Below are 22,877 nucleotides of genomic sequence, written 5' to 3'. Positions count from 1 at the left end.
GGCGCCTCAGTTCATCGTCGGGATGACGAAGCTCGCACCGTCCTTGATACCGCTCGGCCAGCGCGCCGTCACCGTCTTGGTCTTCGTGTAGAAGCGGATCGAGTCCGGACCGTGCTGGTTGAGGTCGCCGAAGGCGGAGCGCTTCCAGCCGCCGAAGGTGTAATAGGCCAGCGGAACCGGGATCGGCAGGTTGATGCCGACCATGCCGACCTGGACCTTCGAGGCGAAGTCGCGCGCCGCGTCGCCGTCGCGGGTGAAGATCGCGGTGCCGTTGCCGTATTCGTGATCGTTGGTGAGCTTCAGCGCCTCGTCGTAGCTGTCGGCGCGCAGCACCGAGAGCACCGGCCCGAAGATCTCCTCCTTGTAGATGCGCATGTCCTTGGTGACGTTGTCGAACAGGCAGCCGCCGACATAGAAGCCGTTCTCGTAGCCCTGCATCTTGAAGTTGCGGCCGTCGACCAGGAGCTTGGCGCCTTCCTGGACGCCGACATCGACATACTGCTTGATCTTCTCCATCGCCGCCTTGGTGACGACGGGACCGTAATCCGCGTTGACATCGGTCGAGGGGCCGATCTTGAGGCTCTCGACGCGCGGGATCAGGCGCTTGACCAGCTCGTCCGCCGTGCCCTTGCCGACCGGGACGGCGACCGAGATCGCCATGCAGCGCTCGCCGGCCGAGCCGTAGCCGGCGCCGATCAGCGCGTCGACCGTCTGGTCCATGTCGGCGTCGGGCATGATGATCATGTGGTTCTTGGCGCCGCCGAAGCACTGCACGCGCTTACCGTTGGCGCAGCCGCGGCTGTAGATGTACTCCGCGATCGGGGTCGAGCCGACGAAGCCGACCGCCTTGATCTCGGGATGGTCGAGGATGGCGTCGACCGATTCCTTGTCGCCGTTGACGACGTTGAGGATGCCGGGAGGGCCGCCGGCTTCGACGAAGAGCTCGGCCAGCCGCATCGGCACGCCGGGGTCGCGCTCCGAGGGCTTCAGGATGAAGGCATTGCCGCAGGCGATCGCGGGGCCGAGCTTCCAGAGCGGGATCATCGCCGGGAAGTTGAACGGCGTGATGCCGGCGCAGACGCCGAGCGGTTGGCGCATCGAGTAGATGTCGATGCCGGGGCCGGCGCCGTCGGTATACTCGCCCTTCATCAGGCCGGGGATGCCGAGCGAATACTCGATGACCTCGACGCCGCGCTGGATGTCGCCCCTGGCGTCGGGAATGGTCTTGCCGTGCTCGCGGGCAAGAAGCTCGGCGAGCTCGTCATTGTTCTGCGCGATCAGGTCGAGAAACTTCATCAGCACGCGGGCGCGGCGCTGCGGGTTGACGGCGGCCCATTTCGGCTGCGCCTCGGCAGCGTTCTGCACGGCGGCGTCGAGCTCGGCCGTGGAGGCGAGCGCCACCTTGCCGATGATCGTGCCGTCCATCGGCTGGTAGATATCGGCCGTACGGCCCGAAGTGCCCGCGACATGCTTGCCGCCGATGAAATGCCCAACCTGACGCATCGCGCCCTCCCTACGAACTGATGGTGCGTTGATCTTGCCACTTCCCTACCATTCACGTTTGTGCACGGCTATAGCGAGAGTAGAACGTTGGCCGTGCGCAAACGCAAATATGGGGAGAGGGCCTTGGAGCGCTTCGACTGGGACGATCTCCGTTTCTTCCTCGCCGTGGCGCGTTCCGGGCGCCTGACCGCGGCTGCGCGCCGGCTCGGAGCCGACCACGCCACCGTCTCGCGCCGCATCACCTCGCTGGAGGAGGCGCTCAAGGCCAAGCTCTTCGAGCGCCGCCCTCAAGGGTATACGCTGACCGCCCATGGCGAGCGCCTGCTCGCCAAGGCCGAGAGCATGGAGACCGAGGCGCTGGCGATCCAGAGCGATATCGGCGGCGCCGACATGGCGCTCTCCGGCACGGTCAGGATAGGCGCGCCCGATGGTTTCGGCACGTCGTTCCTGGCGCCGCGACTGGCGCTCTTTGCGAAGTCCTATCCCGGCCTGGAGATCCAGCTCATCGCCATGCCGCGTCTGCTCTCGCTCTCGAAGCGCGAGGCCGATGTCGCGATCACGCTGGCCCCGCCCAAGGAAGGCAAGGTCGTCGCCCGCAAGCTCTCGGACTACCGCCTCGGCCTCTATGCCTCGCCGGAATATCTGGCCTCGATGCCGCCGGTGGCGAAACCGGAGGATCTCTTCGAGCACCGCATCATCGGCTATATCGACGACCTGATCTTCTCGCCTGAGCTCGACTATCTCGACGAGGTCGCGAAGGGCCTGCGTGCCCATGTCCAGAGTTCCAGCGTCATCGCCCAGATGAATGCGGTGGTGGCCGGTGCCGGTATCGGCGTGATCCATCATTTCATGGCCGAGGGGCAGAAGCGGCTCGTGCCGGTTCTGCCCGAAACGGTCTCGATCACGCGTTCCTTCTGGCTGCTCGTTCATGCCGACCTGAAGGATGTGGCGCGGGTGCGCGCCATCGTCGACTTCGTCGTCCGAGAGGTGAAGGCGTCCCGGGCCCTGCTGATGGGCGAGCAGAGAGCCGAGCCGCGGGCCGCGGCAGAGTAACGGGGGTCAGGCAGCGGCGGAGCGGACTCTGTCGCGCCCGTCCTGCTTGGCGATGTAGAGTGCCTCGTCCGCCTGGCCGAGGCAGGTTTCGAGCAGGGCATCGGGAGCCAGCGCGGCGACGCCGATTGAAACGGTAAGCGGCAGAGGCTCCCCTTCGATCGTCAGGGGCTTGCTCGCGATGGCCGTCCGGATGCCGTCGCACAGACGCTCGGCCTCGGCGAGATCGGCACCGGGGAAGATGATCGCGAACTCTTCGCCACCGATGCGGGCCAGCAGGTTGAAGCCGCGCTCTGCCATGGAGCCGAGTGTTCTTGCGACGGCGGTCAGCGCCTTGTCACCGCCGTCATGGCCGTGGCGGTCGTTGAGCTGCTTGAAGTGATCGATGTCGAGAATGGCGACGGAGATCGGCAGGCCCATTTCGCGCGCTTCGCTGATGAGTTGCCGCCCGCGCGCGAAGAAGTGGCGGCGGTTGAACAGGCCGGTGAGGAAATCGCGCGCGGCGAGGTCCTGCAATTGCCTGAGCTGGTCGAGCACCTCGACATTGGAGGCGATGCGGCATTGCAGTTCCTCGAGCACGAAGGGGCGCGAGACGAAATCATGCGCGCCGGCCTTGAGGAAGCCTGCCGAGGTCTGCCGGTCGGTCGATGAGGAGATGCCGAGGACGCGTACGTTCGGATGCTGCCGGCGGATGCGCCGCGCCAGCTCGAAGCCGTCCATGTCAGGCATGTAGTAGTCGCTGACGACGAGCTGGATGTCGGGATTGCTCTCCAGAATCGCCAGCGCCTCATGCCCGGAGCCGGCTTCGACCACGGCGTATTGCTGGATCGATAGCATCCGCGCGAGCACCTTGCGGGTCGTGCGGGTATCGTCGACCACGAGGATGCGGGTGTTACGGTTGTTGAGCGCGCGCTTGACCGTGGCGACGATATTGGGAAGGGCGAACTCGTTGTCCTTCAAGACGTAATCGATGACCTCCCGCTCCATGATCCGCCCGCGTGTGGCGAGATCGAAAGTGGCGGTGAAGACGACGGAAGGAATGCCGTGCGTCACGGTCCAGTCCAGAGCCTCGCCGCGCGGGGCGTCGGGCAGGTTGAGGTCGACGACGGCGATCGCGTAGGCGCCGGGCGCGGCGACGATCAGGTCGCTGACCTCTTTCAGCGACGCGCAGGTCGTGACGGGCAGCCCGGTCTCGGCGTGGAGAAGCTGCCGCAGCGCCAGCGAGAAGGTCCGGGAGTCCTCGATGACGAGGATCTGGCGGTCGTCCGGAACGGTTTCTGCCTTGGCCTGCAATGTCTGATAGGCATCCATGGTCCATCTAGGGCGCCCGCACGTTTAATTTTCCGTCACATCTGTCCGCCCGGCCTTATGCGATCCTTCAAATCCGCCAGGGCAGGATATTGTGCTTCCGGTTGCGGCCGATCAGGTCGAGCAGCAGCATGACAGTGAGGATGACGGCGCAGGCGCTGATCGCCACCGCCGCGGCCTCGCCGGCGAGGCCCGCTTCCTTGAGGCTGAACAGCACGACGCCGAGCGTCTCCGTGCCCGACGACCAGAGCAGTGCCGAGACCGTCAGTTCGTTGAAGGCGACGAGGAAGACCATCAGCGCCGAGACGGCTGCCGCCGGGGCCAGAATCGGAGCGACGATGAAGCGCAGCATCTGCGTGAGGCTGGCGCCGTCGAGCTTCGCGGCATCCTCGTGATGCGCCTCGATCTGGGTCATCGCGGCGAGCGGTGCTTTCAGCGCCAGCGGCAGGAAGCGGGCGAGATACGCGAAGAGGATGATGAAGGGCGTGCCGTAGATGCTGACGCCGATCAATGGCAGCGGCTTCAGGAAGATCAGGATGCAGGCTATGGCGAGGACGATGCCGGGCAGGGCATAGGGAAGTTCGATCATCAGCTCGACGGCGCGCCGGAGCTTGCCGAGCCGCCGCTCGAGCGCATAGGCGAAGACGATGGCGAGGACTGCGAGGATCAGCGCGGCGCTGCCGGCGAAGAGCAGCGAGTTGCGGAAGGCGCGCATGGTTACGGTCTGACGGAGCAGAACTTCCGTGAACTTGTCGAAGGTCAGAACCTGCCAGGAAAGCGGCACGCCAAGCGCTGGCGTCAGCGCCTCGCTCAGCAGGGCGAGCAGCGGCAGTCCGAGTTTCAACGTGAGCAGCAGCCAGAGACCGGCGACGACGACGGGCCGGGCCGGGCCGAGCAGCCAATACGGCTCGAGCGGCCGCTCGATCTCGATCTTGCCGTGCTGGTTGCGGCCAGCGAATGCTGCTGCGACGATACCGAGCGTGGCGATGACGCCGACCAGAATGGCGAGCGCCGCCGTCTCGCCGAGGCTCGACGGGCCGAAGCTCGACAGCCGGCGATAGATCAGCGTCGGCAGCGTCAGGTAGTTCACGGGCAGGCCGAGCAGGGCAGGGATGCCGAAATTGCCGACGCCTGCGACGAAGGCGATCAGCCCGCCGGCGATGATCTGCGGCCGCAGCACCGGGACGACGATCCGCGCGGTGATGGTCGCGGGCGCAGCGCCTTCCATCTGCGCGGCTTCGATCAGGGATTGCGGGATGCTGCGCAGCCCCGTCCAGAGTGTGATCGCGACGAGCGGCGCATGGTGCAGAGCCATGACGAGGATGATGCCACCCCGCCCGAGCAGAGGGTTCGGCGTGCCCGGTGGCGGCGCAAGCCCGATCAGCGAAAGGATCTGCGAGTTCGGCGCGAGCAGGCTGAGGAAGGCGAGAGCGGCCACCTGGGGCGCAATCATCATCGAGAAGACGAAGGCGAAGGCCAGCGGGCGCTTGCCCCTGACATTGGTGACGCCGAGCGCCAAAGCGACGATGCCACCGACGAAGAGTGCGCCGAGCGCCGAGAGCGCGGCCGTCTCCAGCGTATGCCAGGTCGCCGCCGCCGCCGTGCGGCTCGTCATCTCGGCAACGGCTTCGCCCGGCGCGAACTGCCAGCCGGGCGCGAAGGCCGCCGCGACCAGTCGCAAAAAGGGCAGGCCGCCGAGCAGCAGCGCGACCGCGACGACGAGCGCCGGCAGGCCCCAGCCTTCCGGCAGACGCAGACGCGAAACCGGCGGGGCTGCGATCGCGGCTTCCCGCCGGTTGTTTCGGGCAAGGGCCAGCGTCATCGCACTGGCCGCCGCGATAGCAAGGCTGCTCTCACTCGAAGATCGAACCGAAGCGCTTGCGGGCCGCCGTCTCGTCAGCCAGGGCCTTGGCGGCATCGAAGGTCATCAGCTTGATCGCGCTGCGGGCGGGATAGCCGGCCGGCAGGGCGACGTCGGGATGGGCGGCGACATAGCCCTGCTTCAGCGCAAGTTCCTGGCCCTCCTTCGAGAGCAGGAAGTCGACGAAGGCCTTGGCGGCTTCCGGGTTCCTGGTGGACTTCAGGATCGCGACCGGCTCGCTGACGGCGGAGACGCCCTCGCTCGGGAAGACGAACTCGACCGGCGCGCCCTTGGCCTTTTCGCGGATCGGCATGAAGTCGACGATCATGCCGTAGAGCTTTTCGCCGGTGGCGACCTGGCGCAGGATGTCGCCATTGGCGCCGGCGGCGAGCGTGCCGTTCTCCTTGAGCTTCTCGTAGAAGCCCCAGCCTTCCTTGAGGTTGCTGGTCAGGGTGATCGTGTGGATCAGCGCGGCACCCGAATTCAGCGGGCTCGGCATCGCCAGCTGGTTCTTCGCCTCGGGCTTGATGAGGTCCGTCCAGCTCGCGGGCTTCATCGCAGCCTTGGTGTTGTAGACGATGCCGGTGGTGATCAGCTTGGTCGCGAACCACATCTTCTGCGGGTCGTGGATGCCGGCGGGGTAGGCGACGAGATCGGCCTTGTCATGGGCGAGCAGGCGCCCGTCCTTCTTGAGGCCCTCCATGGTCACGGCATCGGCGATGAGCAGCACGTCGGCCTGCGGCGCGCCGGCCTCGAACTCGGCCTTGAGCTTGGCCATGACGCGCGGCGTGCCGTCGCGGACGAAGGAAACCTCGATCTTCGGATATTTCGCCTTGAAAGCGTCGATCGTCTGCTGGGCGTCGGTATTGGGCTGGCTGGTATACAGCACCAGCTTGCCTTCGGCGGCGAGAACCTGCGGCGCGGCGGCGAGGGCGGCGGCGAGGGTGAAGGCGCTCAGGGCCTTGCGCTGCATGTTGGACTCCATCTTGGTCGCTGTTGCGAGATGGCGCTGCCGGTAGCTCTGTCAGATGACAGGTCCATGAAACGGGCGGCAGGTTTCCACTTCCCGGCCGCTTGCGTGCCCTGGAATTAAAAATACTATTTGTGTGGGCGCGCCGGCTTGTTTCGTGCGGGGCTTTTCGACTAGGGTCGCGGCAAGACGATCATAAGGTCGCTTTAAAACGGTTTAAACGGGAGGTTACCGAATGAAGCTTGTACGGCATTTCGCCTTGGGAACGGCTGTCGCGGCGGTGGTCGCGGGCTGGTCCGGCGCTGCGATGGCGCAGGAGACGCTGACCGCCTGGTTCACCAAGGGCTTCTACAAGGGCGAGGACGACGCGCTGCTCGCGGTCGTCGACAAGTTCCAGAAGGCGACGGGCGTCAAGGTCGAGCTTTCGCTCTACGCCACCGAGGATTGCGTCACGAAATCGGTCGGCGCGGTCGATGCCGGGACGCCCCCGGATGTCGGCTTCTGCACCACCTATGATTTCCGCACCACCGGAAAATGGGCCTATGACGGCAAGCTCGAGGACGTCTCGGACGTGATCGAGCCGCTGAAGGGTGAGTTCCAGCCGATGGCGCTCTCGACCACCTTCCTGATGAACGGCAAGGCCGGCAAGAAGTCATACTATGCCTTCCCGGTCGAGCAGCAGATGATGCACATCACCTACTGGAAGGACATGCTGGAGGAGGCCGGCTTCAAGGAGGCCGACATCCCGAAGACCTGGAACGGCTACTGGGATTTCTGGTGCGACAAGGTCCAGGGCGCGATGCGCGCCAAGGGCAAGCGCGTCTACGGTATCGGTCATCCGATGGGCATCGCGGCGTCCGACACCTTCTATTCGTTCCTGACCTTCGCCAACGCCTATAACGCGCAGGTCGTCGACGAGAACGGCAAGATCGTGCTCGACCAGCCTGCGAACAAGAAGGCGATGGTCGAGGCGGTGAAGTCCTACGCCAACATCTTCCAGCGCGGCTGCACCCCGCCGTCCTCGGTGAACTGGCTGGACCCCGACAACAACGTCGCCTTCCACAACCGCACCACCGTCGCCACGCATAACGCCACGATCTCGATCGCCGGCAAGCACATGGACGACATGAACAATGCTGCGCTCACCGCCGAGCAGCGCGCGGCGGCGAAGAAGAACTACGAGGACAACATCCGCACCGCCGAGTTCCCGCTCAAGGCAGACGGCAGCAAGATGACCAACCTCGCCGCCGTCAAGACCGCGGTGATCTTCGCCGATGCCAAGAACAAGAAGCGCGCCAAGGAGTTCATGGCCTTCTTCATGAAGGACGAGAACCTGCGGCCCTTCGTCGAAGGCTCGGCCGGCCGCTGGGTGCCGACGACGCTGAAGGCGATCGAGGCGCCGTTCTGGTCCGACGGCAAGGACCCGCATCGCGCTGTCGTCTACAAGCAATACAAGGACGGCACGGTGCCGTTCCAGTTCGTCTACAACTACAACTTCACGACCGTGAACGCCGAGAACGTCTGGGCCAAGGCCGTGAATCGCGTCGTTCAGGACAAGATCCCCGCCGAGCAGGCCGTGGACGAGATGATCGCCCGCATCAAGCAGATCGCGGGCTGAGCCCGGCGCTCGTTCTGCTTGCATCGACGACCCGCCGCGGCAAGGATTGCCGCGGCGTATCTTTCACAGGGTGACGACAGCCTCTGACAAAGACGGAGAGTCCATGAGCACAGCCGCCATGACAGCGCCGCTTGCGGCACCGCGCGAGGACGCATCGGGGTTCACCCGCGACCGCGCGATATGGGGCGCGATCATGCTGGCCCCTTATGTGCTCGTCTTCGCCGTCATGGTGGTCTACCCGGTGGCCTATGGCCTCTGGCTCGGCCTCAACTGGAATTCCTACCGGGCTCTCTTCGCCGATCCGATCTTCCTGCGCACCGTCGTCAACACGGTCATCTTCCTGTTCGTGGCGGTGAACCTGAAATTCCTGATTGCGCTCGGGCTCTCGGGATTCTTCGTGCAGCAGCGGGCCTGGATTCGTATCGTGCTGGTGCTGTTCATCCTGCCCTGGGCGGTGCCTTCGATCCCGACCATCCTGTCATTCCGGGTGATGCTGAACCCTGAGAACGGCATGGTGAACCAGCAGCTCTTCCAGTGGTTCGGCATCATGGAGGGGCCGGGCTGGCTGACCGACCCGACGTTGGCCTTCGCCATGTCGATCGTCGTGCATATCTGGAAGTCGCTGCCGTTCTGGACGTTGATCCTGATCACCGGCCGTCTCGCCATCGCGCAGGATCTCTACGAGGCCGCGAGCGTCGACGGCGCCAATCGCTGGCAGCAGTTCCGCTTCATCACCTGGCCTTCCCTGGCGACGCTCTATGTCACCTCGACCATGCTCTCGATGATCTGGACGCTGGGGGACTTCAACAGCGTCTACCTGCTCAACAGCGGCGGCCCCGGCGATCTCAACCATGTGCTGTCGACGCTTGGCATCCGCTACATGCGCAACAACAACCTGGATCTCGGCATCGCCTCGATCATCGTCGCCATGCCGCTGATCCTGCCGATGGTCTTCGTGATGGTGAAGCGCCTGTCGAAGGGGCCGGACGCATGAAGAGGTTCCTCGACGAAGGCAAGCTGCTCCTGATCGCGGCCCCCGTCCTGGTCTGGACATTGCTGCCGATCTACCATCTCTTCGTGCTCTCGATCTCCAATCAGGAATCGATGCTGGCCGGCAAGCTCTGGCCGGACGAGCCGACGCTGCAGAATTTCCAGATCGTCTTCAAGCAGCAGCACTACTACCTGCACAATTTCTGGCGGCAGCTCCTGAACAGCTTCTTCATCGCGATCGCGACGGGGCTGATCACGCTCTTCGTCGCGACTTTCGCAGCCTTTGCCATTGCTCGGCTCAAGGTCCGCGGCGGCCGCACGATGATGAATCTCGCGCTGGCGACCTATCTGATCCCGGCAGCCTTCCTCGCGATCCCGATGTACAAGGCGATGGGCTCCTACGGGCTGCTCGACACGCAGGCCTCCCTGATTCTGGCTATGGTCGCTCTGGCGTCGCCCTATGCGATCTGGGTGCTGAAGCAGGCCTCGGACAAGCTGCCCAAGGAGCTCGACGAGGCCGCGGTCATGGACGGCGCAACCTCGATCCAGCTCTTCCGGCTGGTCTATCTGCCGCTGATGAAGCCCTCGATGGTGGTGATCGGCATCTATGCCCTGCTGCTTGCCTGGAACGAGTATCTCTACGCCTTCCTGCTGCTTTCCTCGGAAAAGGCGGTTCCGCTGGCGGTGGGGCTCGGCCTCTTCCTTTCGGCCGACGACGCTCCCTGGAATCTGCTGATGGCGGCCGGCCTTCTCTATGCCATCCCGCCGGCAGTGATCTATTATGTGTTCCGCAAGAACATGGTCGGTGGCCTGACCTCGGGCGCGGTGAAAAGCTGAGGAAGTCCCCTGCACGTCATTCCCGGTGCGAAGCTGAGCTTCGGCCCGGGAATCTGAAGCCGGAAAAGTGCTCTTCCTTCACGATATGCCTGGGGCGATCGCGGGCATGACGCGCGGCGTCAGCTCGCCGCATGGCCGGATTGCTTCATTGTTCTCGCAATGGCGATATACAAGCGTCACAGTGATTGCGTTGCGACAAGAAGAATTGCCGAGGATAGACCGATGACCGCCTCCAAGCTCGACCAGCTCCGCCAGATGACCACCGTCGTCGCCGATACCGGCGATATCGAGGCGGTGCGCCGTCTGAAGCCCGTCGACTGCACGACCAACCCGACCCTGATCCTCAAGGCGGTGGAGACGCCGGCCTATGCCCATCTCGTCGACGAGGCGATCGGCTGGGGCAAGAAGCAGGGCGGTGGCGACAAGGCGGTTCATGCCGTCTGCGACCGCCTTGCCGTGAGTTTCGGCACGGAACTGACCAGGATCGTCCCCGGCCGCGTCTCGACCGAGGTCGACGCCGATCTCTCCTTCGACACCGAAGCGACCATCGCGAAGGCGCGTGCCGTTATCGCCGCCTACAAGGAGCGCGGTGTCGAGAAGGATCGCATCCTCATCAAGATCGCCTCGACCTGGGAGGGCCTGCAGGCCGCCAAGGTGCTGCAGGGCGAGGGCGTCGACTGCAACCTGACCCTGCTCTTCGCCTTGCCGCAGGCGGTCGCGGCGGCCGAGGCCGATGCCTTCCTGATCTCGCCCTTCGTCGGCCGCATCCTCGACTGGCACGTCAAGGCCGGCGGCGGCCCCTACACTGCCGAGACCGATCCCGGCGTCGTCTCGGTCAAGAGCATCTATGCCTATTACAAGACCTTCGGCATCAAGACGGTCGTGATGGGCGCCTCCTTCCGCAACACCGGCGAGATCGAGGCGTTGGCCGGTTGCGATCGCCTGACGATCGGACCGGGCCTGCTCGACGAGCTCGCCGCCGCGACCGGCGAGCTGCCGCGCCGTCTCTCGCCGGCTTCCTCGCCGCAGATGGAAGGAGGTGTCAGCAGGAAGCTCGGCTTCGACGAGAAGGCCTTCCGTTTCGCCATGAACGAGGACGCGATGGCGACCGAGAAGCTGGCCGAGGGTATCCGCGGCTTCGTCAAGGACCTGCGCGGCCTGCGCAAGCTGGTTGCCGCGAAGCTCGGCTGAAATCGCCATGACGGGGCGGAAGGTCGCCGTCGTCACCGGTGGCGCCAAGGGGATCGGCGCCGCCGTGGCCGAACGGCTGGAGCAGGACGGCCTGCTTCCGGTCGTCTGGGATATCGCAGCGCCGATCACGCCCGGGCGCTTGCATCTCGTCTGCGATGTCTCCGATGAGAATTCGGTCGCGCAGGCCCTCGCTGCGACCGAGTGCGAGCATGGCCCCATCGCAGTGCTCGTCAACAATGCAGGGCTGACCGGCCCTTCGACCACGGTGGCGGAAACGCCGCTTGCGCAATGGCAGAAGGTGCTGGCGATCAACCTGGCCGGCACCTTCCTCTGCTCGCGGGCCGTGGCGGGCATGATGGTGCCGCGGGCCTATGGCCGCATCGTCAATATCGCCTCGCTCGCCGGCAAGGAGGGCACGCCGACGCTCTCCGCCTACAGTGCCGCCAAGGCCGGCGTCATCGCCTTTACCAAGGCACACGGCAAGGAGCTGGCTGGCACCGGCGTTCTCGTCAATGCCGTTGCGCCGGCGGCGATCGAGACCGATCTGCTCCAGCAGATGAGCCCCGAGACGGTGGCGACGATGATCGGCAAGAGCCCCTTGAAGCGGCTCGGGACCGTCGACGAGCTGGCGGAGTTCGTCGCCTGGCTCGCAAGCGAGCGCTGCAGCTTCTCGACAGGTGCCGTGTTCGATCTGTCAGGCGGCCGCGCGACCTACTGAGACCGCGCTTTGCGGCAGATCATTGACGCGGCCCGCATACGGGCTTCTGATGGGACGATGTCCTGACGAGGCCGCCACGGCTGTCGCGGCCCGCCCAACCGGAGTCGGCCATGACTACGCCTGCAGAATCCATCCCCCGTCCGGGCTCTTCGCTCGCCACGCATCTCGTCCCGCTCCGGCGCAACGCGGGCTGGCTGCTGGCGGCCGGCATCGCCCTCGTCATTCTGGGCGTGCTCGGCCTTGGTGCGGTTGCACTGCTCAGTCTCGCCAGTGCGATCTGGTTCGGTGCGATGATCCTTGTCGGGGGCATCGTCGTGCTGATCGACGCCTTCCGCCATCAGGGTTGGAAGAGCCGCCTGCTGCACATCCTCATCGGACTGCTGTATGTCGCGGTCGGCCTGATGACGTTTGCCAACCCGCTCCTCGCCACGGCCTCGCTGACGCTCCTGGCCGGCGCCGCGCTGGTGGCGACCGGCGTGCTGCGCCTCGTCGTCGCCTTCCAGAACCGGGAGTTGCCTGCCTGGCGATGGCTCGCCCTCTCGGGTGTGCTGTCGCTTTTGCTCGGCGGCATGATCCTGGCGCAATGGCCGGGCTCAAGCCTCTGGGTGCTCGGCACCTTCTTCGCGATCGAACTGATCTTCCAGGGCTGGGCCGCGATCGCGCTGGCCCGCGCCATCCGCTCGACCTTTGACGGTGTGAAGCCGCGCTGATCTCGTGCATTTTCCAGCGAACCGGGTATCGGTTCGCGGGAGCGCGGCGCATTCGAATTAACGGGAGAGGCCCGCGCCTCGACGAAGCGCGGGCCTCTTCAGAAATTCATTCGGCGGCTTCGGCCGTCACGGAGGCCTTGGCCGGTGTGCTGAGATCGCTGAAGCGGGCGCGCCCACCGGCTGCGGCCGTCTGCAACTGCTGTTTCCAGCCCTTCGCGTCGCTGCCGCCGAGCGCGACGAAATCGACCGGGCGCGAGGCGTCGGCATCGCGCCCCTGATAGACCAGAACGCCGCGGGCCGTGACGACGATATCGCCGCGCCGCAGCGTCGGATCCTTCAGATACCACTGCTTGTCGGCCTGGGGATCAAGCTGCACGACAGGGGGTTTGGGTTTCGAGGAAACCTCGGGTGCGCGGGGGCGGGGCGCCCGTACGCGCGGCTCATCGTATTCATAGATCGGGGACGCGCGCAGCCTGGGCCCGCCGCCGAACAGCGCGCGGGCGAGGTCGTCGAAGAGACCCGCGGCCTGGGCGCTGGGCGCAGCCGAGAAGGCAAGCGCTGCGACCATAGCCCATCGCGTCATCCCTGCTCGCGCCATCGCATTGTCTCCCACTCGTCGCCTTACCAACGACGAGTGGTCGCGAAAGGTTCGATCCGGGTTCACGAAAGCGGTTAAGAATCTTCACGGCGGATCCCGCGCTTCCTCACAACTGCGTGTCCGCCCCTGCCGGCGGGCAGGGTGCCGGGCATAGGATGCGCGCGGTCCGGTTACCGAGGAGCCATGCCATGACGATGCGTGCGCTGCTTGCCGTCGCTTTCCTTGGGGTTTCATCGGCCTCGGTTACGGCTCAGGAAAACTGGTCGTTCTCGAAAGATGGCGGCGAGGTCGCCTTCGTGGCGCGCCATTTCGGAATCCAGACCGCGGCCGGGCGCTTCGGTACCGTCGAAGGCACTTTTGCGTTCGATTTCGACCGTCCGGAGCGCAGCCGGGTCAGGATGACGATCCAGACCGGATCCCTGCGTACAGGCGCCGATCTTGTCGATGGCTTCATCAAGGGGCAGACAATGCTCGACGTCGCGCATTATCCGGTCGCCAGCTTCGTGTCGCAGCAAGTGGTCCGCACCGGCGAGCGCAGCCTTTCGATCTCCGGGCAGCTCACTATCCGCGGCGCCACGCAGCCGGTCACGGTCACCGCTATTGCCGAGAGCGATCCCGCGAGCGTGCGGGCTGGCGGCAACCTGCCCTTCCATGCCAGCACGAGTTTCTCGCGCGCAGCCTTTGCGATCGGTCGCGAGGTCAACATCGTCGACGATCAGGTCGAGATCGACATCAAGGGTGCGATCTCGCGCTAGGACACTCGCGATGCGGCCCCGAAACTGGCACCCGCTGATCGTCCTGCTGCATTGGGGGACGGTGCTGCTGATCCTGTCGCAATACGGGCTCGCCCGGCTCATGGGTGACGAGACGCGCGACCTGCTTTCCCGCTTCACCCTCTACCAGTGGCATAAATCCTGCGGTCTGACGCTCGCGGGGCTGGTCCTGTTGCGTCTTGCCGCCCGACGTCTGTTGCAGGCTCCAGCGCCACCGACGATGCCGCGCTTGCAGCATGTCGTGGCGGTGGTGGTTCAGGGCGGGCTCTATCTTTGCCTGTTGGTTTTGCCGGCCACCGGCTTCCTGATGGCCGCCGCCGCGCCGGTTCAGATCCCGACGCTCTTCTTCGGGCTCTTTTCCGTGCCGCATCCGATCGGCCCGGACCAGAGGGTCTACGATGCGATGCTGCGGGCGCATGCGACGCTGTTCGACATCATGGCTGCGCTCGCCCTGATTCATGCGGGCGCGGCCCTGCTGCACCAGTTCGTCCTCCGGGACGGGTTGATGCAGCGGATCTGGTTCGGCCGTTCTTAGGCCTTGCTCTTGGCTGCGAAAGCCTCGGCCCGGATCGTCGAAAGCGACTTGGCCGGCGTGATCGCCTCGGGGTCGAGCAGGCAGTGGATGATCGCGGGCTTGCCGCTCTTCACCGCGCGCTCGAAGGCCGGTGCGAAGTCGGCGGTCTTCTCGACGCGCTCGCCATGGCCGCCGAAGGCCTTGGCATAGGCGGCGAAATCCGGGTTCTTCAGCGTGGTCGCCGAGACGCGGCCGGGATATTCGCGCTCCTGATGCATACGGATCGTGCCGTACATGCCGTTATCGACCACGATGACGATGACCGGCAGGTCGTACTGTACGGCCGTCGCGAAATCCTGGCCGTTCATCAGGAAGCAGCCATCGCCTGCGAAGGCGATCACGGTGCGCTCCGGGAACATCCGCTTGGCGCCGACCGCGGCCGGCACGCCATAGCCCATCGAGCCGCAGGTTGGTGCGAGCTGCGTCGCGAACGTGTTGAAGCGGTGGAAGCGGTGCACCCAGACGGCGTAGTTGCCGGCGCCGTTGCATAGGATGGCATCGTTCGGGAGCTGGCTGCGCAGCCAGCGCACCATCTCGCCGGGGTGGAACTCGCCTGGCACAGGCGCCGGCTGCTCGCTCCAGGCGATATAGGCCTCATGCGCAACAGCGCTGGCGCCCTTCCAGACGGGAGTCTTTGGCGGCTCGATCGTCTTGAGCGCAGCGCAGAAGCCGGCGGGCGAGGCGTTGATCGCGAGCGTCGGGCGGTAAACCCGGCCGAGCTCTTCCGGATCGGCATGGACATGCACCAGCGGCCGGCCCGGATTGGGGATGCCGAACAGGGTGTAGGACTGGCTCGGCATCTCCGAGAGGCGTCCTCCGACCAGCAGGACGAGGTCGCTCTCCTTGATGCGGGCGAGCAGCTTCGGGTTGGGGCCGATGCCGAGATCGCCGGCGAAGTTCGGGTGGTCGGCCGGGAACAGCATCTGCCGGCGGAAGGAGACCGCCACTGGCAGGTCGAAGCGCTCGGCGAAAACCTGGAAGTCGGCGATCGTCTCCGGGCTCCACCGCGAGCCGCCGAGGATCGCGATCGGCGACTTGGCCGCAGCAAGGCGCTTGGCGAGATCGTCCATCTGCACCGGCGAGGGATGCTGCTCGGTGACCTGATAGGGCTCGGCATCCGCGACATCGGCGAGGTCGGTCAGGACGTCCTCGGGCAGAGCGATCACGACCGGGCCGGGCCGGCCCGAGGTCGCGACATGGAAGGCGCGGCTGATGATTTCGGGAATGCGCGCGGCATCGTCGATCTCGGTCGCCCACTTGGTCATGGTGCCGAAGACGGCGCGGTAATCGAGCTCCTGGAAGGCCTCGCGCTCGCGCATGCTGCCGTCGATCTGGCCGACGAAGAGGATGAGCGGGGTCGAGTCCTGATCGGCGATATGGATGCCGGGCGAGGCATTGGTGGCGCCGGGGCCGCGCGTCACGAAGCAGATGCCGGGCTTGCCGGTGAGTTTGCCGGCGGCTTCCGCCATCATGCAGGCGCCGCCTTCGGCCCGGCAGATGGTGACTTTCATCGAAGCGTCGTGCAGCGCATCGAGCACGGCGAGATAGCTTTCGCCCGGCACGCAGAAGGCGTCGGTGGCGCCGTGGATCAGAAGCTGGTCGACGAGGATCTGCCCGCCAGTACGATTAGCCATGTTGCGGCCCTCCCCAGGCCGGATCGTTCAAAATGTCGTCTGCGTGCTCGCCGAGCCGCGGGCTCGGACGGTCGGCGACCTGCCGCACGCCGTTCATGACGATCGGCGAGGCGACGGTCGGAATGTGGCCTGCCTTCGCGGCTTCGCTCGGCAGGTCGACCTTGACGCCGCGGGCGATCACCTGCGGGTCGGCGAAGACCTCGCCGATATCGTTGATCGGGCCGGCGGGCACGCCGACCTTCTCCAGCGCTGTCAGCAGATCGAGCTTGGCATAGCGCTGGCAGAGCAGATGCAGCTTGGCCGTCAGCGCGACGCGGTTCTTCACGCGCGACTTGTTGTCGAGATAGTCGGGATGGTCGGCCAGGGCCGGCTCGCCCAGCACCTCGCAGAGCTTGCGCCACTGCCCGTCATTGCCGGTCGCGATGATGATATGGCCGTCGGCGACCGGGAACACGTCATAGGGCACGATGTTCGGGTGGGCGTTGCCGAGCCGTGGCGGCGGGTTGCCGCCGACGAGATAGTTCATCGCCTGGTTGCCGAGCACCGCGACCTGCGAGTCGAGTAAGGCGAGGTCGAGCGTCGCGCCTTCGCCGGTTGTATCGCGCTGGCGCAGTGCCGAGAGGATGCCGACCGTGGCATAGAGCCCGGTATAGATGTCGGCGACGGCGTAGCCCGCCTTCATCGGCGCTCCCTCGGGCTCGCCGGTGATCGACATCGCCCCGCCCATGCCCTGGACGAGGAAGTCGTAGCCGGCACGCGGCGCATAGGGGCCGTCCTGTCCGAAGCCGGTGACCGAGCAATAAACCAGGCGCGGGAACTCCTTGCGCAGCGAGGCCGCATCGAGCCCGTATTTGCTGAGGCCGCCGACCTTGAAGTTCTCGACCACCACATCGGCATTGGCGGCGAGGCGCCGGACCAGCGCCTGCCCCTCGGCCGTGCGGAAATCGGCCGTGATCGAGCGCTTGCCGCGATTGGCAGCGTGGAAATAGGCAGCGGAGAGATGTTCGTCGCCGGCGCCTTCGACGAAGGGTGGGCCCCATTTGCGGGTGTCGTCGCCCTCGGGCGCCTCGACCTTGACGACATCGGCGCCGAGATCGGCCAGGAGCTGGCCGATCCAGGGACCTGCGAGGATGCGCGCCAGTTCGAGAACGCGCAGGCCGGTAAGCGGTGGGGGCGTCATGGTGGGTTCGACTCGGGCGTCATGGTCGGGCTTGACCCGACCATCTCCGGGGAGATTCACGCGGGATGAGATGCCCGGGGCAGCCCCGGGCATGACGGAGGTTCAGGCTCAGAAGAACGCCTGCAGACCGGTGATGGCCCGCCCGAGGATCAGCGCGTGGACGTCATGCGTGCCCTCATAGGTGTTGACCGTCTCGAGGTTCGCGGCGTGGCGCATCACCTGATACTCGATCTGGATGCCGTTGCCGCCGTGCATGTCGCGGGCCTGGCGGGCGATGTCGAGCGCCTTGCCGCAATTGTTGCGCTTGACGAGGCTGATCATTTCCGGGGCCATCTTGCCGTCGTCGAGCAGGCGCCCGACGCGCAAGCTACCCTGCAGGCCGAGGGTGATCTCGGTCAGCATGTCCGCGAGCTTCTTCTGGTAGAGCTGCGTCTGGGCGAGGGGCTTGTTGAACTGCTTGCGGTCGAGCCCGTACTGGCGGGCGCGGTGGAAGCAGTCCTCGGCGGCGCCCATCACGCCCCAGGAGATGCCGTAGCGGGCGCGGTTGAGGCAGCCGAACGGGCCCGACAGGCCCGAGACGTTCGGCAGCAGATTCTCTTCCGGCACGATGACGCCATCCATGACGACCTCACCGGTGATCGAGGCGCGCAGCGAGAGCTTGCCGCCGATCTTCGGCGCGGAGAGGCCCTTCATGCCCTTGTCGAGGATGAAGCCGCGGATCTGGTTGTCATGCGCTGCCGATTTTGCCCAGACGACGAAGACGTCGGCGATCGGCGAGTTCGAGATCCACATCTTGGAACCGATCAGCTTGTAGCCGTCGGCGACCTTCTCGGCGCGGGTCTTCATGCCGCCGGGATCGGAGCCTGCATCCGGCTCGGTCAGGCCGAAGCAGCCGACCCATTCGCCCGAGCCCAGCTTCGGCAGGTACTTCTTGCGCTGCTCTTCGCTGCCATAGGCGTAGATCGGGTACATCACCAGCGAGGACTGCACCGACATCATCGAGCGGTAGCCGGAGTCGATGCGCTCGACCTCTCGGGCGACGAGGCCGTAGGAGACGTAGTTGGCGCCGGCGCAGCCATATTCCTCGGGCACGGTGACGCCGAGCAGGCCGAGCTCGCCCATTTCGTTGAAGATCGACCGGTCGGTCTTCTCGTCGAGATAAGCGTCATGGATGCGGGGAGCGAGCTTCTCCTGCGCATAGGCGCGGGCTGTGTCGCGGATCAGCCGCTCGTCCTCGTTCAACTGCTCGTCGAGCAGATAGGCATCGTCCCAGGTGAACTTTGCGAGCTTGTGGCTGCCGGCCATGGTGTTCGTCTCCCTGATATTCAGACCATCATGGCCGGGTTTGACCCGACCATCACGGAAACCAGTGTCTTACTGTCATGAGATTCCGGGGCCGCGCCGTGCGGCGCCCGGGAATGACGTTCTGCGTCACGCATCCACGTCGAAGCTGACGCCCTGCGCCAGCGGCAGAGTGGTGCCGTAGTTCAGCGTGTTGGTGGCGCGGCGCATATAGGCCTTCCAGGCGTCCGAGCCGGCCTCGCGGCCGCCGCCCGTCTCCTTCTCGCCGCCGAACGCGCCGCCGATCTCGGCGCCCGAGGGGCCGATATTGACGTTGGCGATGCCGCAGTCGGAGCCCTCGTCGGAGACGAAGAGCTCGGCCTCGCGCATGTTCAGCGTGAAGATCGAGGAGGACAGGCCGGCGCCGACGGCGTTCTGGATCGCGATCGCCTCGTCGATGGACTTGTACTTCATCACATAGAGGATGGGCGCGAAGGTCTCGCGCTCGACCGGGCCGCACTGCCTGGGCATCTCGACCAGGGCCGGGCGGACATAGAAGCCGCCGGAGCCGACATCGACCTTCTCGCCGCCATGGACCTTGCCGCCCTCGGCCTTGGCCTCGGAGAGCGCCTTCTGCATGCCCTGATAGGCGGCCTCGTCGACCAGCGGGCCGACCAGCACACCCGCCTCGCGGGGATCGCCGATCTTCACCGAGCCGTAGACCTTGGCGAGCTTCGGCACGAGCGCGTCATAGACGCTTTCATGCACGATCAGGCGGCGCAGCGTGGTGCAGCGCTGGCCGGCGGTGCCCATCGCCGCGAAGGCGATGCCGCGCAGCGCGATGTCGAGATCGGCCGAGGGGGCGACGATCGCGGCATTGTTGCCGCCGAGCTCCAGGATGGCGCGGGCGAAGCGCGCGGCGAGCTTCTGGCCGACTTCCTTGCCCATGCGGGTCGAGCCGGTGGCCGAGACGACCGGGACGCGATGATCCTGGACCAGGATGTCGCCGAGCTCGCGGCCGCCGACGAGGACTTCCGAGAGGCCGATCGGAGCTTCCGAACCAAAGCGCTTCATCGTCTTCTCGACGATGGCCTGCACGGCGAGCGCGGTCAGCGGGGTCTTCTCGGAGGGCTTCCAGACGACGCTGTCGCCGCAGACGAAGGCGAGCGCCGCGTTCCAGCACCAGACCGCGACCGGGAAGTTGAAGGCCGAGATCACGCCCACGACGCCGATCGGATGCCAGGTCTCCATCATGCGATGGTTCGGGCGCTCGGTGGCGATGGTCAGGCCGTAGAGCTGGCGCGACAGGCCGACGGCGAAGTCGCAGATATCGATCATCTCCTGGACCTCGCCGAGGCCCTCGGAAGTCACCTTGCCGGCTTCGAGCGTCACCAGCAGGCCGAGATCGGTCTTGGCGGCGCGCAGCTCCTCGCCGAGCAGGCGGACGAATTCGCCGCGGCGCGGCGCCGGCACCTTGCGCCAGGCGAGATAGGCGGATTGGGCCCGGCCGATCGCGGCCTCGGCCTCGGCCGGTGAGGTCTCACGCAGGGTCACGATGGCCTCGCCGGTGATCGGCGAGCGGGCCGAGAGGCCGGCATCGGCGTAGGCCGAATCGGCGACGCCGAGGCGCTTGAGCAGGGCGAGCGTGTCTTTCGGCAGGGATGTGGCCATCGTTGTCTTCCAGCGGTCGCGGGCGGGAGCCCGAGGGCGCATGCCCTGGGGCGCATGACATAAAGGCGCGGGAACCGGAGGCCGCCGCGCTTGAGGCCGGAACAATGCCCTCTTTCGCGTCGCTTGGGCAACCGATATGTTCTCACCACTTGATGAGAATTAATCATGGATGATGCGCTCGTTCCCGGCCGCCTCTCGGTGCCTTCGCTCTCCGCGCTCGCCGCCTTCGAGGCCGCGGCCCGGCACGGCAGTTTCACGCGCGCGGCGGAGGAACTGAACCTGACCCAGGGCGCGGTCAGCCGGCAGGTCGCGCATCTCGAAAAGGTGCTCGGCGTCAGTCTGTTCGAGCGCGTCAAGAAGCGCGTCAGCCTGACGGCGGCGGGGGCGGCCTATGCCAACGATATCCGCGACGGGCTGTCCCGGCTTGCCGCGGCGACGGTCTCCGCCATGGCCTTCCGCGGCGCGGCTGGTGTGCTCAATCTCGCCACATTGCCAACCTTCGGCACACGCTGGCTGATCCCGCGGCTGCCGCGTTTCACCGAGGCTCATCCCGGCATCACCATCAATTTCACCACGCGGCTGGTGCCCTTCGATTTCGCCCGCGAGCAGGTCGATGCCGCCGTGCATTTCGGCGCGGAGAACTGGCCCGGAGCAAGGCTCCACCGCCTGATGGGCGAGGAAGTCGTGCCCGTCGCCGCCCCCTCCCTGCTGGCACGCGTCGGGATCACCGAGGCGGCCGACATGCTGCGCGCGCCCTTGCTCCAGCAATCGACCCGGCCACGAGCCTGGGCCAACTGGCTGGAGCAGCAGGGACTGGCGCCGGAGCGGGCCTTGATGGGCCCGCGCTTCGAGCAGTTCGCCATGATCGCGCAGGCGGCAGTGGCGGGACTCGGGCTCGCCATCGTGCCGCGCTTTCTGGTCGAGGAAGAATTGCGCTCGGGTTCGTTGGTCATCCCGATCGACCGGCCTGTGACCGGCAAGGACGGGTACTATCTCGTCTATCCCGAGGAGAAGGCCAATCTGCCGACGGTTATCGCCTTCCGCGACTGGCTGCTCGGGGAATGCGCGCCAGCGAGCTGAAGCGCCTCTCGACAAGCGCGCCTCGCTCGTTCATTCATGCGCGAAATTCACCAACCCGGCTTTTCCCAGCGAAGCCGGCTGCGCGAGGCCTGCCATGCTGCCCGTCTCCGAAAGCGCCGATGTCGTGATCTGCGGTGGCGCCGCGATCGGCTCCTCCGTCGCCTATCATCTCGCCGCCGATCCAGGTTTCACCGGCAAGGTCGTGGTGATCGAGAAGGACCCAACCTACCGCTTTTCGGCTTCCGCGCTCTCGGCGGCCTCTATCCGCCAGCAATTCTCCAGCGCGGTGAACATTCGGATCTCGCTCTTCGGCGTCGATTTCTTGCGCAATATCGGCCAGCACCTAGCGGTCGATGGCGACGTTCCGGCGATCGACCTGCACGAGGGCGGCTATCTCTATCTCGCCAGCGAAGCCGGCGCGCCGATCCTCGAAGCCAACCAGAAGCTGCAGGCTGCCGAGGGTGCCGATATCGCGCTCTACGACCCCGCCACGCTGAAGCAGCGCTTCCCCTGGCTCAACACCGAGGACCTCGCCTGCGGGACCTTCGGCGTCAGCGGCGAAGGCTGGTTCGACGGCTGGGCGCTGCTCCAGGCCTTCCGCAAGAGGGCGCGCAGCCTCGGCGTCGAATATCGGCAGGGCGAGGTTGCCCGTCACGTCACCGAAGGCGGTCGGGTCACCGCGGTAGAGCTCGCCGATGGCAGCCGCATCTCCTGCGGTGCCGTCGTCAATGCCAGCGGTACCCACGGCGCGAAGCTCGCCGCGACGGCGGGGATTGAGATCCCAGTGAAGTCGATGAAGCGCTATGTCTTCACCTTCACCTGCAAGGGCGATGTCGATGGCTGCCCGCTCCTGATCGATACGACCGGAGCCTGGTGCCGGCAGGAGGGCAAGCGCACGTCGGAAGGCCAGCTCTTCATCGGTAGCTGCTCGCCGCTGACGCCTGAGCAGGATGTCGAGTGGATCGAGACCGATCCCGCTGCCGAGGATGTCGACTGGGGCTTCTTCGAGGAGGTGGTCTGGCCCTCGCTCGCCACGCGCATCCCGGCCTTCGAGCAGATCAAGCCCGGCCGCGCCTGGGCGGGCCCCTACGACATGTGCGGGCTCGACCATAACGCCATCATTGGCCCGGCGGTCGGCCTGCCCAACCTCTATCTCGCCAACGGCTTCTCCGGCCACGGCCTGCAGCAGGCGCCGGCGGTCGGGCGCGGGCTCGCCGAGCATATCGCGCATGGCCGCTATCGCTCGCTCGACCTTGCCGATCTCGGCCACGAGCGCATCGTTGCGGGACGGCCGCTCAAGGAGGCCAACGTCATCTGACGAGGAGGCCGC

General features: G+C 66.1%; 20 protein-coding genes. 11 read left to right on the top strand and 9 right to left on the bottom strand.

Translation table 11 applies throughout. From position 1 onward, the window contains the following. Positions 1 to 6: 6 nt before the first annotated feature. The gene (locus J0I42_RS12480; protein WP_291655159.1) at positions 7 to 1,503 is read right to left on the bottom strand and encodes a CoA-acylating methylmalonate-semialdehyde dehydrogenase; all 1,497 of its coding nucleotides are present in this window, start codon (positions 1,501 to 1,503) and stop codon (positions 7 to 9) included. A 123-nt stretch (positions 1,504 to 1,626) separates the two neighbouring features. Between J0I42_RS12480 and J0I42_RS12475 the strand changes: the two genes are divergently transcribed. Continuing rightward, positions 1,627 to 2,556 carry a LysR family transcriptional regulator gene (locus J0I42_RS12475; RefSeq protein ID WP_291655158.1) on the top strand — a complete coding sequence of 310 codons (930 nt, stop codon included), beginning with the start codon at positions 1,627 to 1,629 and terminating at the stop codon, positions 2,554 to 2,556. 6 nt (positions 2,557 to 2,562) lie between these two features. Here the strand turns inward: J0I42_RS12475 and J0I42_RS12470 are convergent, their stop codons facing one another. The 3 genes from J0I42_RS12470 to J0I42_RS12460 all read right to left on the bottom strand — a co-directional run bounded on the left by J0I42_RS12470 (position 2,563) and on the right by J0I42_RS12460 (position 6,695). Next, complete coding sequence (locus tag J0I42_RS12470) at positions 2,563 to 3,864, bottom strand: GGDEF domain-containing response regulator (RefSeq protein ID WP_291655157.1); 1,302 nt, start codon at positions 3,862 to 3,864, stop codon at positions 2,563 to 2,565. Positions 3,865 to 3,931: 67 nt separating this feature from the next. Continuing rightward, entirely contained in the window at positions 3,932 to 5,683 is a 1,752-nt protein-coding gene (locus J0I42_RS12465) for an ABC transporter permease (RefSeq protein WP_291655156.1), read from the bottom strand. Positions 5,684 to 5,714: 31 nt separating this feature from the next. Continuing rightward, positions 5,715 to 6,695, bottom strand: a complete 981-nt coding sequence (locus tag J0I42_RS12460; protein WP_291655155.1) for an ABC transporter substrate-binding protein — start codon at positions 6,693 to 6,695, stop codon at positions 5,715 to 5,717. A gap of 232 nt (positions 6,696 to 6,927) precedes the next feature. Between J0I42_RS12460 and J0I42_RS12455 the strand changes: the two genes are divergently transcribed. The 6 genes from J0I42_RS12455 (at position 6,928) to J0I42_RS12430 (ending at position 12,756) form a co-directional block, all read left to right on the top strand. Next, positions 6,928 to 8,310, top strand: coding sequence for an ABC transporter substrate-binding protein (locus tag J0I42_RS12455; protein WP_291655154.1), 1,383 nt, complete (start codon positions 6,928 to 6,930; stop codon positions 8,308 to 8,310). 118 nt (positions 8,311 to 8,428) lie between these two features. Next, positions 8,429 to 9,304, top strand: coding sequence for a carbohydrate ABC transporter permease (locus tag J0I42_RS12450; RefSeq protein ID WP_366509830.1), 876 nt, complete (start codon positions 8,429 to 8,431; stop codon positions 9,302 to 9,304). Continuing rightward, positions 9,301 to 10,137 carry a carbohydrate ABC transporter permease gene (locus J0I42_RS12445; RefSeq protein ID WP_291655152.1) on the top strand — a complete coding sequence of 279 codons (837 nt, stop codon included), beginning with the start codon at positions 9,301 to 9,303 and terminating at the stop codon, positions 10,135 to 10,137. Before J0I42_RS12450 ends, J0I42_RS12445 begins: the two co-directional genes overlap by 4 nt. Before the next feature lie 222 nt (positions 10,138 to 10,359). Continuing rightward, positions 10,360 to 11,328 (top strand): transaldolase, encoded by a 969-nt coding sequence (tal, locus tag J0I42_RS12440; RefSeq protein ID WP_291655151.1) that lies wholly within the window; start codon positions 10,360 to 10,362, stop codon positions 11,326 to 11,328. A gap of 7 nt (positions 11,329 to 11,335) precedes the next feature. Beyond that, the gene (locus tag J0I42_RS12435) at positions 11,336 to 12,046 is read left to right on the top strand and encodes an SDR family NAD(P)-dependent oxidoreductase (RefSeq protein ID WP_291655150.1); all 711 of its coding nucleotides are present in this window, start codon (positions 11,336 to 11,338) and stop codon (positions 12,044 to 12,046) included. 110 nt (positions 12,047 to 12,156) lie between these two features. Beyond that, positions 12,157 to 12,756 carry an HdeD family acid-resistance protein gene (locus J0I42_RS12430; RefSeq protein ID WP_291655149.1) on the top strand — a complete coding sequence of 200 codons (600 nt, stop codon included), beginning with the start codon at positions 12,157 to 12,159 and terminating at the stop codon, positions 12,754 to 12,756. A gap of 106 nt (positions 12,757 to 12,862) precedes the next feature. Here J0I42_RS12430 and J0I42_RS12425 read toward each other — a convergent pair whose 3' ends face one another. Further along, a complete protein-coding gene (locus J0I42_RS12425; protein ID WP_291655148.1) occupies positions 12,863 to 13,324 on the bottom strand; it encodes a hypothetical protein in 462 nt (153 codons plus the stop codon). Between the two features lie 218 nt (positions 13,325 to 13,542). On the opposite strand from J0I42_RS12425, the gene J0I42_RS12420 reads away from it, so the two are divergent. Both J0I42_RS12420 and J0I42_RS12415 read left to right on the top strand, forming a co-directional pair. Then, positions 13,543 to 14,109, top strand: coding sequence for a YceI family protein (locus J0I42_RS12420; RefSeq protein WP_291655147.1), 567 nt, complete (start codon positions 13,543 to 13,545; stop codon positions 14,107 to 14,109). A 10-nt stretch (positions 14,110 to 14,119) separates the two neighbouring features. Continuing rightward, positions 14,120 to 14,662, top strand: a complete 543-nt coding sequence (locus tag J0I42_RS12415; protein WP_291655146.1) for a cytochrome b — start codon at positions 14,120 to 14,122, stop codon at positions 14,660 to 14,662. Here the strand turns inward: J0I42_RS12415 and J0I42_RS12410 are convergent. The 4 genes from J0I42_RS12410 to amaB all read right to left on the bottom strand — a co-directional run bounded on the left by J0I42_RS12410 (position 14,659) and on the right by amaB (position 20,467). After that, complete coding sequence (locus tag J0I42_RS12410) at positions 14,659 to 16,335, bottom strand: thiamine pyrophosphate-binding protein (protein ID WP_291655145.1); 1,677 nt, start codon at positions 16,333 to 16,335, stop codon at positions 14,659 to 14,661. The two genes, J0I42_RS12415 and J0I42_RS12410, sit on opposite strands and share 4 nt — an antisense overlap. Beyond that, positions 16,328 to 17,515: a CaiB/BaiF CoA transferase family protein gene (locus tag J0I42_RS12405; protein ID WP_291655144.1), complete on the bottom strand. Its 1,188-nt coding sequence runs from the start codon at positions 17,513 to 17,515 to the stop codon at positions 16,328 to 16,330. The genes J0I42_RS12410 and J0I42_RS12405 overlap by 8 nt, the downstream gene beginning before the upstream one ends. A 108-nt stretch (positions 17,516 to 17,623) precedes the next feature. After that, entirely contained in the window at positions 17,624 to 18,820 is a 1,197-nt protein-coding gene (locus J0I42_RS12400; protein ID WP_291655143.1) for an acyl-CoA dehydrogenase, read from the bottom strand. Between the two features lie 126 nt (positions 18,821 to 18,946). Then, entirely contained in the window at positions 18,947 to 20,467 is a 1,521-nt protein-coding gene (amaB, locus tag J0I42_RS12395; protein WP_291655142.1) for an L-piperidine-6-carboxylate dehydrogenase, read from the bottom strand. 165 nt (positions 20,468 to 20,632) lie between these two features. On the opposite strand from amaB, the gene J0I42_RS12390 reads away from it, so the two are divergent. Together J0I42_RS12390 and J0I42_RS12385 are read left to right on the top strand one after the other, a co-directional pair. Next, positions 20,633 to 21,547 (top strand): LysR family transcriptional regulator, encoded by a 915-nt coding sequence (locus tag J0I42_RS12390; RefSeq protein ID WP_291655141.1) that lies wholly within the window; start codon positions 20,633 to 20,635, stop codon positions 21,545 to 21,547. Between the two features lie 94 nt (positions 21,548 to 21,641). After that, the gene (locus tag J0I42_RS12385; RefSeq protein WP_291655140.1) at positions 21,642 to 22,865 is read left to right on the top strand and encodes an NAD(P)/FAD-dependent oxidoreductase; all 1,224 of its coding nucleotides are present in this window, start codon (positions 21,642 to 21,644) and stop codon (positions 22,863 to 22,865) included. The last annotated feature ends 12 nt before the right edge of the window (positions 22,866 to 22,877 follow it).

The organism is Allobosea sp., assembly GCF_017308015.1.
GTDB lineage: Bacteria > Pseudomonadota > Alphaproteobacteria > Rhizobiales > Beijerinckiaceae > Allobosea.
Note: the sequence above shows the minus strand (reverse complement) of the source record. Positions and strands in the feature narration are given on the sequence as shown.

What these genes read in the sequence shown, in the direction of transcription:
- J0I42_RS12480 (WP_291655159.1), bottom strand. Translation starts at nt 1,503, where the DNA reads ATGCGTCAGGTTGGGCATTTCATCGGCGGCAAGCATGTCGCGGGCACT.
- J0I42_RS12400 (WP_291655143.1), bottom strand. Translation starts at nt 18,820, where the DNA reads ATGGCCGGCAGCCACAAGCTCGCAAAGTTCACCTGGGACGATGCCTAT.
- J0I42_RS12430 (WP_291655149.1), top strand. Translation starts at nt 12,157, where the DNA reads ATGACTACGCCTGCAGAATCCATCCCCCGTCCGGGCTCTTCGCTCGCC.
- J0I42_RS12460 (WP_291655155.1), bottom strand. Translation starts at nt 6,695, where the DNA reads ATGCAGCGCAAGGCCCTGAGCGCCTTCACCCTCGCCGCCGCCCTCGCC.
- J0I42_RS12420 (WP_291655147.1), top strand. Translation starts at nt 13,543, where the DNA reads ATGACGATGCGTGCGCTGCTTGCCGTCGCTTTCCTTGGGGTTTCATCG.
- J0I42_RS12470 (WP_291655157.1), bottom strand. Translation starts at nt 3,864, where the DNA reads ATGGATGCCTATCAGACATTGCAGGCCAAGGCAGAAACCGTTCCGGAC.
- J0I42_RS12410 (WP_291655145.1), bottom strand. Translation starts at nt 16,335, where the DNA reads ATGGCTAATCGTACTGGCGGGCAGATCCTCGTCGACCAGCTTCTGATC.
- J0I42_RS12385 (WP_291655140.1), top strand. Translation starts at nt 21,642, where the DNA reads ATGCTGCCCGTCTCCGAAAGCGCCGATGTCGTGATCTGCGGTGGCGCC.
- amaB (WP_291655142.1), bottom strand. Translation starts at nt 20,467, where the DNA reads ATGGCCACATCCCTGCCGAAAGACACGCTCGCCCTGCTCAAGCGCCTC.
- J0I42_RS12390 (WP_291655141.1), top strand. Translation starts at nt 20,633, where the DNA reads ATGGATGATGCGCTCGTTCCCGGCCGCCTCTCGGTGCCTTCGCTCTCC.
- tal (WP_291655151.1), top strand. Translation starts at nt 10,360, where the DNA reads ATGACCGCCTCCAAGCTCGACCAGCTCCGCCAGATGACCACCGTCGTC.
- J0I42_RS12435 (WP_291655150.1), top strand. Translation starts at nt 11,336, where the DNA reads ATGACGGGGCGGAAGGTCGCCGTCGTCACCGGTGGCGCCAAGGGGATC.
- J0I42_RS12415 (WP_291655146.1), top strand. Translation starts at nt 14,120, where the DNA reads ATGCGGCCCCGAAACTGGCACCCGCTGATCGTCCTGCTGCATTGGGGG.
- J0I42_RS12425 (WP_291655148.1), bottom strand. Translation starts at nt 13,324, where the DNA reads ATGGTCGCAGCGCTTGCCTTCTCGGCTGCGCCCAGCGCCCAGGCCGCG.
- J0I42_RS12450 (WP_366509830.1), top strand. Translation starts at nt 8,429, where the DNA reads ATGACAGCGCCGCTTGCGGCACCGCGCGAGGACGCATCGGGGTTCACC.
- J0I42_RS12455 (WP_291655154.1), top strand. Translation starts at nt 6,928, where the DNA reads ATGAAGCTTGTACGGCATTTCGCCTTGGGAACGGCTGTCGCGGCGGTG.
- J0I42_RS12445 (WP_291655152.1), top strand. Translation starts at nt 9,301, where the DNA reads ATGAAGAGGTTCCTCGACGAAGGCAAGCTGCTCCTGATCGCGGCCCCC.
- J0I42_RS12405 (WP_291655144.1), bottom strand. Translation starts at nt 17,515, where the DNA reads ATGACGCCCCCACCGCTTACCGGCCTGCGCGTTCTCGAACTGGCGCGC.
- J0I42_RS12465 (WP_291655156.1), bottom strand. Translation starts at nt 5,683, where the DNA reads ATGACGCTGGCCCTTGCCCGAAACAACCGGCGGGAAGCCGCGATCGCA.